Here is an 8,781-nt window from a genome sequence, read left to right on the forward strand (position 1 = left end):
CCGCTGCGGCGATCCGCCCGGCAGCCGGTGGGCGAGTGCCAGCCACGCGGGCCCGTCGTCCGCTCCCCAGGCCGCGTCCACCCAGCGGCGCAGCAGCCCCGCATCGGCGCTGCCGAGCACGGCGCCTCGCAACTGCTGCTCCAGTGCCCGTCGGCGCTCCACGACGGCCGGCGCGTCGGAACACGGCAGCAACGGCCCCTCGTACAGGGTCATCGCCTCGCGCACCCGCCCCTCGGCGAGGAGCGCGGAGAGGTCACCGAAGTCGGTCCGTGCCGGACGCAGCAACTCGTAGGGCCGCGACCCGAGCAGATCCGGGCCGAGCACGGCACGCAGCCGGGTCATCTCGGCACGCAGCGTCGAGGGGGGCACCTCGCGTTCGGACAACTCCAGGGCGAGGCGTTCCCCCGTCAGTCCACGTCCCGCGAGGGCCAGGACGACCACGATCTCGCTGTGCCGCCGGCTCAGCCGGTGGACGCGTCCGGTGGCCTCCAGCAGCGCGCTGTCCCGGCCGAGTGCCGTCAGCTTCGCCATGGCCGTCGTGGACACACCGGCAGCCGACAGAGGCAACGGGGTGGTGACCGCGGTCAGTCGAGTGGCAGCGATGATCCTTCCCGCCAGCTGCGCCTCGGCGGCCAGCGCGGCGGCCCGTACCGCGGCCAGCGCCGGCGGAGTGGCGATGGTGGCCCCGCCGGTGAGGTCGACGACGCCGAGCACCCGCCCGGTGCCGGGCTCCCGCACAGGCGCCGCGGCGCACGACCAGGCGTGCACAGCGCAGTTGTAGTGCTCGGCGGAGAGGATCTGCACCGGTTGCCCCACGGCGAGCACGGTGCCGGGCGCGTTCGTCCCGGCCTGCGCCTCGGACCACACGGCACCCTCGACGAAGCGCATCCGCTCCGCCCGACGCATGGTCTGCCTGTCCCCCTCGACCCACAGCAGCGTCCCGTCGGCGTCACCGATGGCGAAGACATGCCCGTCATCCGCCGCGCCGGCCCCCAGCAGGTCGCGGAACATCGGCAGGAGCGGGGCCAGCGGATGGGTCCGGCGGTACTCCGACAGCGCCTGAGAGGTCATACGTAGCGGCGGCAGCCGACCGTTCCCCGGCAGCATTCCGGACGCCGCGCATCGCTGCCACGAGTCCGCCACCATCCGCCGGACGCCGGGCGGCATGCGACGCGACGTCAGAAACCGCTCGTACGCTCTGCGCAGCTCCCGGTCGGCCGTGCGCCGATCACCGCCGGGCACGCCGATCTGCGCAGGCCGCATCGCTGCGGAGGCTTCGGCAGGAGCGTCCATGACACCTCCCCGATGCCTGGGCAACTTGGTCGACCATTGCCAGCGTCACGCTCACCGTGTGTGTCCAGCAGAGGCCGTACGGCCCTCAAGGCGGACCTGCCGGTCCCTGGCCGGAACGTGATGTGTCCGATGTGGGCCCTACGGCCCTCGACGGGGGGACGTCCGGCCCCTGCTCGCGTGCCCGGGCGTCCACGGACTCGATCTCGTGATCGACGCCGTCGAGGACACCGGCGCCGTCACCCACCTCCACACGACCGCCAAGATCGGTCAGGAGGTCGCTCAGGTCGTCGTCCGGGCCGCCGGGCGACAGACACACGGCAAGGGGGAGCATCTGCGGGTCACCCTTCAGCCGCACGCCGTCCATCTGTTCTCGGCGAAGACCGGTCTGCGGCTGCCGGCCGACGAGACCTCGGTCTGAGCCGGGGCCGTGCGGCGGTCCCGTTCGGCCCTGGACCCGCCGCACGGTCCGGCGCACGCTGGGAATGAAGGGGGGCTGTCCCTGCCTTGGCCGGCAGCGCCCCGCCCGACGCGCGTCCGACGCGTCGGCCTCCTCCGCACGGGAGTGATCACCATGGAAGCCAAGCAGTGGACCGTTCAGATCTACATCAGCGAAGAGGGCGACGACACGCACGCCCGTGCCGTCCTGACCAGCCGGGACACGTCGACGGTCACCGGCAGGGGTGTGTCCCGACGCAACCCGATCGACCGTCCCATCCCCGAGATCGGCGACGAGCTCGCCGCGAGCCGAGCCCTGGAGGATCTCGCGATCCGGCTGCACGACGTCGCCTCCGACGACATCGTGCAACTGACCGGTCCTGCCGATCCGCCACCGCCCGGCCCGTGAGCCCCGCCGGACGACGCCCACGGGAAGGGCCCTGAGGGGCCACCGCCACACACTGGGCCGAACGACCCCTGTCGGGGGCCGGGCGGCCCGTGGCCGCATCCCCTGTCGCGCACCCACGCTGGGATCAATCAGCTCCCACGCCTCCCGGAGGGGACCCATGACAGGCAGCCCCGCAACAGCCGTCCTGGACAGGAACGGGCTCGACGCCCTGGTCAAGGCCCTGGCCGCCCGGGGACACACGGTCGTCGGCCCGACCGTACGGGACGGCGCCGTGGTCCTCTCCGAACTCGCCTCGGCCGACCAGCTGCCCTTCGGCTGGGGCACCCGGGTCGAGGCGGGCCAGTACCGTCTCGTCCCCCGCGAGGACGGCGCGGCCTTCGCGCACACCACGGGACCGCAGTCCTGGAAGTCGTTCCTGCACCCGCAGCGGGAGAAGCTCTGGAGCGCCGACCGCACGGCCGACGGTCACCTGACCGTCACCGAGGAGCGACCGGAGCAGTCTTCGTACGCCTTCCTGGGTGTGCGCCCCTGCGACCTGCGTGCCATCGCGATCCAGGACCGGGTCCTGACCGGCGGTCATTACAAGGACAGCGGCTATCGGGAACGGCGCCGGGGGGCGTTCCTGATAGCCGCCGAGTGCACCGAACCGGGCGCGACCTGCTTCTGTGTCTCCATGGACGGCGGTCCGGCGGCCGACGACGGCTTCGACCTCGCGCTGACCGAGGTCGTGGACGAGGCCGGACACCGCTTCCTGGTCCGGGTCGGCAGCGAGGCCGGGGCGGACGTGCTCGCTCAGGTCCCGCACCGCCCGGCCGACACCGGGACGCAGACGGCGGCTCGCGGTGCGGTGGACGCGGCCCGGGACCGGATGGGCCGGGCCATGCCGCCCGTGGATCTGCGCACTTTGATGGGCGCGAGCCTGGAGGCCGAGCGGTGGGACGATGTCGCCGACCGCTGCCTGACCTGTGGCAACTGCACCATGGTGTGCCCCACCTGCTTCTGCACCACCTCCGAGGAGGTCACCGACCTCACCGGCGACCACGCCGAGCGGTGGCAGCGCTGGGACTCCTGCTTCGACCTGGACTTCTCCCACCTGCACGGCGGCCCGGTGCGCTCCTCGCCGCGCAGCCGCTACCGGCAGTGGCTCACCCACAAGCTGTCCACCTGGTACGACCAGTTCGACAGCTCCGGCTGCGTGGGCTGCGGACGCTGCATCGCGTGGTGCCCGGTCGGCATCGACATCACGGAAGAGGCCACGGCCCTGCACGACGAACTGGAGTCCCGGCTGAGGCGTCAGGAACACGAGGAGCGACAGGACCGAATGGAGCCGAAACCATGAGCTCTCCTCCGACCATCACCGCGGCCCTGTCGGCCGAGTACCGTGAGCGACTGATCCAGATCGCCCGTGAGGCATCCTTCGAGACCGGCACCCGCCTCTTCGATGAGGGCGGACGGGCCGACCGGTTCTGGGTCGTCCGGACCGGCGTCGTCGCCCTCGATCTCCATGTGCCCGGCCGCCGCGCTCCCGTCATCGAGTCTCTTGGACACGGCGAACTGATCGGCTGGTCCTGGCACTTCGCGCCCCATGTGTGGCAACTGGGCGCCGAGGCCCAGCACCCGGTGGAGGCTTGGGAGTACGACGCGGTTGCGGTCCGTGCGATGTGCCAGGAGGACCCCGCGTTCGGCCGCGCGGTCGCGGTCTGGGTCGGCCAGGTGCTCGCCCACCGGCTGCACGCGGCCCGCACCCGGCTGCTCGACCTGTACGGCCCCAACGGCAGCGGCGGCCGGTCATGACCGACGTCCCCCTGCCCTACGAGGTGATCCGGGTCCGCCGTGAGACGGCCGACACGGTCACCCTCACCCTGGCGCCGGCGGGCCCGTCTGCTCTCGCGCCCTTCTCACCCGGCCGGTTCGCCATGGTGTACGCCTTCGGGACCGGCGAGATCCCCGTCTCGGTGTCCCGCATCGACCGCCATGAACTCGTCCACACGATCCGCTCGGTCGGAGCGGTCTCGGACGCGCTGTGCCGTCTCGGGCCGGGTGCCCAGGTCGGACTGCGCGGACCGTTCGGCACCGGCTGGGAACTGGAGCGGGCGGCCGGAGGGGACGTCCTGGTCGTCGCGGGCGGTATCGGCCTCGCCCCGCTGCGGCCGCTGGTGCTCGACGCGCTGGCCGCCCCGCGGGCGTACGGGCGGCTGAATCTCCTGGTCGGCGCCCGCACCCCGGAGGAACTCCTCTACGCCGACCAGATGCACGCCTGGACCACCACCCACGGACCGCTGCACTGCGCGGTCACCGTCGACCGTCCCGGCCCCGGCCGGCGTGACCGTGTCGGCGTCGTCACCACCCTCCTCAACGAGGCCCGGTTCGACCCCCCGAACACCTCGGCCTATGTCTGCGGCCCCGAGGTGATGATCCGCGCCACCGCCCGTGACCTGCTCCACCGCGGCCTGCCCGCGCACCGGATCCGGGTCTCCCTCGAACGCAACATGCGCTGCGCCACCGGACACTGCGGGCACTGCCAGCTGGGCGGTGTCCTGATGTGCCGGGACGGTCCGGTGATCGGCTGGGACCGGGCGGAATCCCTGCTCTCCGTACGGGAGTTGTGACATGACCGGATCCGCGCCGTCCTCGGCGCACGTGCCCGCCCTCGGCGTGTTCAAGCTGGCGTCCTGCGACGGTTGTCAGCTCACGCTCCTCGACTGCGAGGACGAACTCCTCGCGCTGGCAGGGAAGGTGGAGATCGCCCACTTCCTGGAAGCGTCGAGCGAGGTGAAACCGGGCCCGTACGACCTCACGCTCGTGGAGGGATCGGTCACCACGGCCGCCGACGCGGAGCGGATACGGGAGATCCGCGCGCAGTCCCGCTTCCTGGTGACCATCGGTGCGTGCGCCACCGCGGGAGGCGTCCAGGCGCTGCGGAACTTCGCCGACGTGGAGGAGTTCACGCGCACCGTGTACGCCCGCCCCGACTACATCGACACCCTCGCCACCTCGACGCCCGTATCGGCCCATGTCGACGTCGACTTCGAACTGCGCGGCTGTCCGATCGACCGGCGCCAGCTGCTGGAGGTCATCACCGCGTTCCTGAACGGCCGCAAACCGGACGTCCCGAACCACAGCGTGTGCTTCGAGTGCAAGCGGCGCGGCACGGTCTGCGTCACCGTCGCGCACGGCACGCCCTGCCTCGGCCCCGTCACGCACGCCGGGTGCGGGGCCATCTGCCCGGCGTACGGGCGCGGCTGCTACGGCTGCTTCGGCCCGTCCGGCTCGGTGAACCTGCCCGCGCTGATCCCGCTGCTGCACCGCGACGGCATGGACGATCGCGACACCCGACGCTTCCTGCACACCTTCAACGCCGCGGCCTTCGCGAGCATCGAGGAGGAGACGTGACACACCGGAGCTCACGCGTACTGCGCGTCGGTTCGCTGACCCGCGTGGAGGGCGAGGGCGCCCTGCATCTGCGGGTCCGCGGCAGCGCCGTCGAGGAGGCCCGGCTGCGGATCTACGAACCACCGCGCCTCTTCGAGGCGTTCCTGCGCGGCCGGGCGCACACCGAACCGCCCGACATCACGGCCCGGGTGTGCGGGATCTGCCCGGTGGCCTACCAGATGAGCGCCTGTGCGGCGATCGAGGACGCCTGCGGTGTCACCGTCGACCGGGCCATCGGCGATCTGCGCCGGCTGCTGTACTGCGGCGAGTGGATCGAGAGCCAGACCCTCCACATCTATCTGCTGCACGCCCCCGACTTCCTCGGCCGCGACAACGCCGTCGATCTCGCCCGTACCCATCGCGCCCACGTGGAGCGCGGTCTGCGCCTGAAGCAGGCGGGCAACGCACTCCTCGAACTCCTCGGCGGCCGAGCCATCCATCCCGTCAACGTCCGGGTGGGAGGCTTCCACCGGGCCCCCGCCACCACCGAACTCCGGCCGCTGGCCGAGCAGTTGCGCCGCGCAGCGGACGACGCCTGGGAAACCGTGCGCTGGGTCGCCGGATTCGACTTCCCCGACACGGAGGTCGACGCGGACCTCTTCGCACTGGCCGCCCCGGACACGTACGCCATCGAGAGCGGCGTGCCGACAGTGCTGCGTCCCGACGGCTCCACCGCCTCGTTCCCCCTCAGTACCTTTCTGGACCACGTCCGCGAGGAACACCTGCCGCACTCCACCGCGCTGCACTCCCGTCTCGACGGCCGGCGCCACCTCACGGGCTCCCTCGCCCGGTTCGCGATCAGCGGCCGCAGCCTGTCCCGTACGGCGGTCCAGGCGGCCCAGGAGGCGGGGCTCGGCGACCCCCGCGAGGGCGTCGTCTGCCGCAACCCCTTCCGGTCGATCCTCGTCCGCGCCGTCGAGGTCGTGTACGCCGTCGACGAGGCACTGCGGATCATCGACGCCTACGAGCAACCCGCGCGGGCGTTCGTAGAGGTGCCGCCCCGTGCGGGCGTGGGCCACGGCGCGACCGAGGCGCCGCGCGGTCTGCTCTATCACCGCTACGAACTGGATCCCGACGGCACGGTCACCGATGCCCGGCTCGTGCCGCCCACCGCGCAGAACCAGGGGACGATCGAGGAGGACCTGCGCCGCCTGGCCGAGGCCGCCCTGACCGAAGGCGCCCTGGACGACCATGAGTTGACGCACCTGTGCGAGCGGGCCATTCGCAACCACGACCCCTGCATCTCCTGCGCCACCCACTTCCTCGACCTGACCGTCGACCGCATCTGAGCCCCCGAGGAGGGGATCATGCACGGCAGCCCGCACCTCTTCGGCGACGTGATGACGCAGACCGTCGTCGCAGTCGGACCGGGGGCGACCTTCAAGGAGATCGTCAAGGCGGGCTCGGTCACCGCCGAGGAGCTCATGCCCGCACCCGCCGCCGTCACCGTCCATGCCGACGCCACCCTCATCCGGGCCGCGCGGACCGTGGCACAACACCGGGTCGATTGGCTGCCGGTCGTCGCTGGAACGGGCGGCCTGCGCGGCGTCGTCGGCCGCTCGGATCTGCTCAAGGTCTTCCTGCAGCCCGACGAAGAGCCGGCAGAGGAGATCCGGCGCCACGTGGTGCCCCTGGTGTGCCCCTCGCTCGCACCGGTGGCCGCCCGGCTGGTTCGCGCTGTCGAAGGCGTCGACGACGTGCGGTGCCACCTGACCGGACCCGGCCTACGGGGTGAGGCGACGTGAAGTACCTGGACGAGTACCGCGATCCCGTGCTCGCCCGCCGCCTCCTCGACGAGCTGCGGACAACCGCGACGAAGCCCTGGCGGATCATGGAGGTGTGCGGCGGTCAGACCCACACCCTCGTCCGGCAGGGCATCGACGAGCTGCTGCCCGCGGGGATACGGATGATCCACGGCCCCGGCTGCCCGGTGTGCGTCACGCCGCTGGAAACCCTCGACCGGGCCATGGCGATCGCCGCCCGGCCAGGTGTGGTCTTCACCAGCTTCGGCGACATGCTGCGGGTGCCGGGCTCGGACACCGATCTGCTGGCGCTGCGGGCGCGGGGCGCCGACGTCCGCGTCGTGTACACACCGATGGACGCGGTCCGCATCGCGCGGGAGTCCCCGGATCGTGAAGTGGTGTTCCTGGCCGTGGGATTCGAGACGACGGCGCCCGCGAACGCCATGGCGGTCCTGCACGCGGCCCGCCTGGGCCTGGCCAACTTCTCGGTCCTGGTCAGCCACGTGCTCGTACCGCCCGCCATGACCGCCCTGCTCGACGACCCCGACTGCGAGGTGCAGGCCTTTCTGGCAGCCGGGCACGTCTGCGCGGTCATGGGCTGGCGGGAGTACGAGCCGATCGCCGCCCGCCACCACGTGCCGATCGTCGTCACCGGATTCGAACCGCTCGACCTGCTGGAGGGCATCCTCATGGCGGTGGCGCAGCTGGAACAGGGCCGGCACGAGGTCGAGAACCAGTACGCGCGGGCCGTGCGCCACTCCGGCAACACCGATGCCCAGGAGGCGATGCGCCGGGTCTTCCGCGTCACCGACCGGGCCTGGCGCGGTATCGGGTCCCTTCCGGACAGCGGCCTCGAACTCGCCGACGCGTACGCGCGGTTCGACGCCGCCCGCCGCTTCGACGTCGGCAGTCTGCGGCCCTCCGAGGACCCCGAGTGCATCGCGGGTGCCATCCTCACCGGCGCCCGGCTGCCCACCGACTGCACGGCATACGGCACCCGGTGCACCCCCCGTCATCCGCTCGGCGCGCCCATGGTCTCCACCGAGGGCACCTGCGCCGCCTTCCACTCCGCCGGACGTACCTCGGACCTCAGGGACGCGCCATGAACATCGAATGCCCCGCCCCGCGCCACGAGGACGAACTCGTCCTGCTCGGTCACGGCGCCGGAGGACGCCTCACCGCCGAGCTCCTCGACACGCTCGTCCTGCCCGCCCTGGACGGCCGGTCCGGCCCGCTGGAGGACGCCGCGCTCCTTCCCGGCCATCCGGACCTGGTGATCAGTACCGACAGCTTCGTGGTCAGCCCGCTGTTCTTCCCCGGCGGTGACATCGGATCCCTCGCCGTCCACGGCACGGTCAACGATCTCGCGATGCGCGGGGCCCGGCCGCTCGCCCTGTCCGTCGCCCTCATCGTCGGGGTAGGGCTCCCGATGTCCGGACTGCGGGCCGTACTCCAGTCGGTGGGCAAGGC

At 72.1% G+C, this 8,781-nt stretch carries 11 protein-coding genes; 10 read left to right on the top strand and 1 reads right to left on the bottom strand.

Translation table 11 applies throughout. From position 1 onward, the window contains the following. Positions 1 to 1,293: GAF domain-containing protein (locus O3Q52_RS42615; RefSeq protein WP_269653908.1), on the bottom strand; the 1,293-nt coding region annotated here is incomplete at its 3' end. A gap of 169 nt (positions 1,294 to 1,462) precedes the next feature. Here O3Q52_RS42615 and O3Q52_RS42620 point away from each other — a divergent pair. From O3Q52_RS42620 to O3Q52_RS42665, 10 genes are all read left to right on the top strand, one after another. Continuing rightward, positions 1,463 to 1,711: a TOBE domain-containing protein gene (locus tag O3Q52_RS42620; RefSeq protein ID WP_332112997.1), complete on the top strand. Its 249-nt coding sequence runs from the start codon at positions 1,463 to 1,465 to the stop codon at positions 1,709 to 1,711. A gap of 153 nt (positions 1,712 to 1,864) precedes the next feature. Further along, positions 1,865 to 2,137, top strand: coding sequence for a DUF1876 domain-containing protein (locus tag O3Q52_RS42625; RefSeq protein ID WP_332112996.1), 273 nt, complete (start codon positions 1,865 to 1,867; stop codon positions 2,135 to 2,137). Between the two features lie 157 nt (positions 2,138 to 2,294). Beyond that, on the top strand, positions 2,295 to 3,476 hold the full coding sequence (locus tag O3Q52_RS42630; protein ID WP_269653911.1) for a 4Fe-4S dicluster domain-containing protein: 1,182 nt from the start codon (positions 2,295 to 2,297) through the stop codon (positions 3,474 to 3,476). After that, on the top strand, positions 3,473 to 3,931 hold the full coding sequence (locus O3Q52_RS42635; RefSeq protein ID WP_189838932.1) for a Crp/Fnr family transcriptional regulator: 459 nt from the start codon (positions 3,473 to 3,475) through the stop codon (positions 3,929 to 3,931). Before O3Q52_RS42630 ends, O3Q52_RS42635 begins: the two co-directional genes overlap by 4 nt. Further along, positions 3,928 to 4,746 (top strand): FAD/NAD(P)-binding protein, encoded by an 819-nt coding sequence (locus O3Q52_RS42640; RefSeq protein ID WP_269653912.1) that lies wholly within the window; start codon positions 3,928 to 3,930, stop codon positions 4,744 to 4,746. The genes O3Q52_RS42635 and O3Q52_RS42640 overlap by 4 nt, the downstream gene beginning before the upstream one ends. Position 4,747: 1 nt before the next feature. Then, positions 4,748 to 5,530 carry an oxidoreductase gene (locus O3Q52_RS42645; RefSeq protein WP_269653913.1) on the top strand — a complete coding sequence of 261 codons (783 nt, stop codon included), beginning with the start codon at positions 4,748 to 4,750 and terminating at the stop codon, positions 5,528 to 5,530. Further along, positions 5,527 to 6,858 carry a Ni/Fe hydrogenase subunit alpha gene (locus tag O3Q52_RS42650; protein ID WP_269653914.1) on the top strand — a complete coding sequence of 444 codons (1,332 nt, stop codon included), beginning with the start codon at positions 5,527 to 5,529 and terminating at the stop codon, positions 6,856 to 6,858. The genes O3Q52_RS42645 and O3Q52_RS42650 overlap by 4 nt, the downstream gene beginning before the upstream one ends. Before the next feature lie 18 nt (positions 6,859 to 6,876). After that, a complete protein-coding gene (locus O3Q52_RS42655; protein WP_269653915.1) occupies positions 6,877 to 7,314 on the top strand; it encodes a CBS domain-containing protein in 438 nt (145 codons plus the stop codon). After that, the gene (hypD, locus tag O3Q52_RS42660) at positions 7,311 to 8,417 is read left to right on the top strand and encodes a hydrogenase formation protein HypD (RefSeq protein WP_269653916.1); all 1,107 of its coding nucleotides are present in this window, start codon (positions 7,311 to 7,313) and stop codon (positions 8,415 to 8,417) included. The genes O3Q52_RS42655 and hypD overlap by 4 nt, the downstream gene beginning before the upstream one ends. Further along, positions 8,414 to 8,781: AIR synthase related protein (locus O3Q52_RS42665; protein ID WP_269653917.1), on the top strand; the 368-nt coding region annotated here is incomplete at its 3' end. The genes hypD and O3Q52_RS42665, both read left to right, overlap by 4 nt.

This window comes from Streptomyces sp. ActVer (assembly GCF_027270795.1).
GTDB lineage: Bacteria > Actinomycetota > Actinomycetes > Streptomycetales > Streptomycetaceae > Streptomyces > Streptomyces umbrinus_A.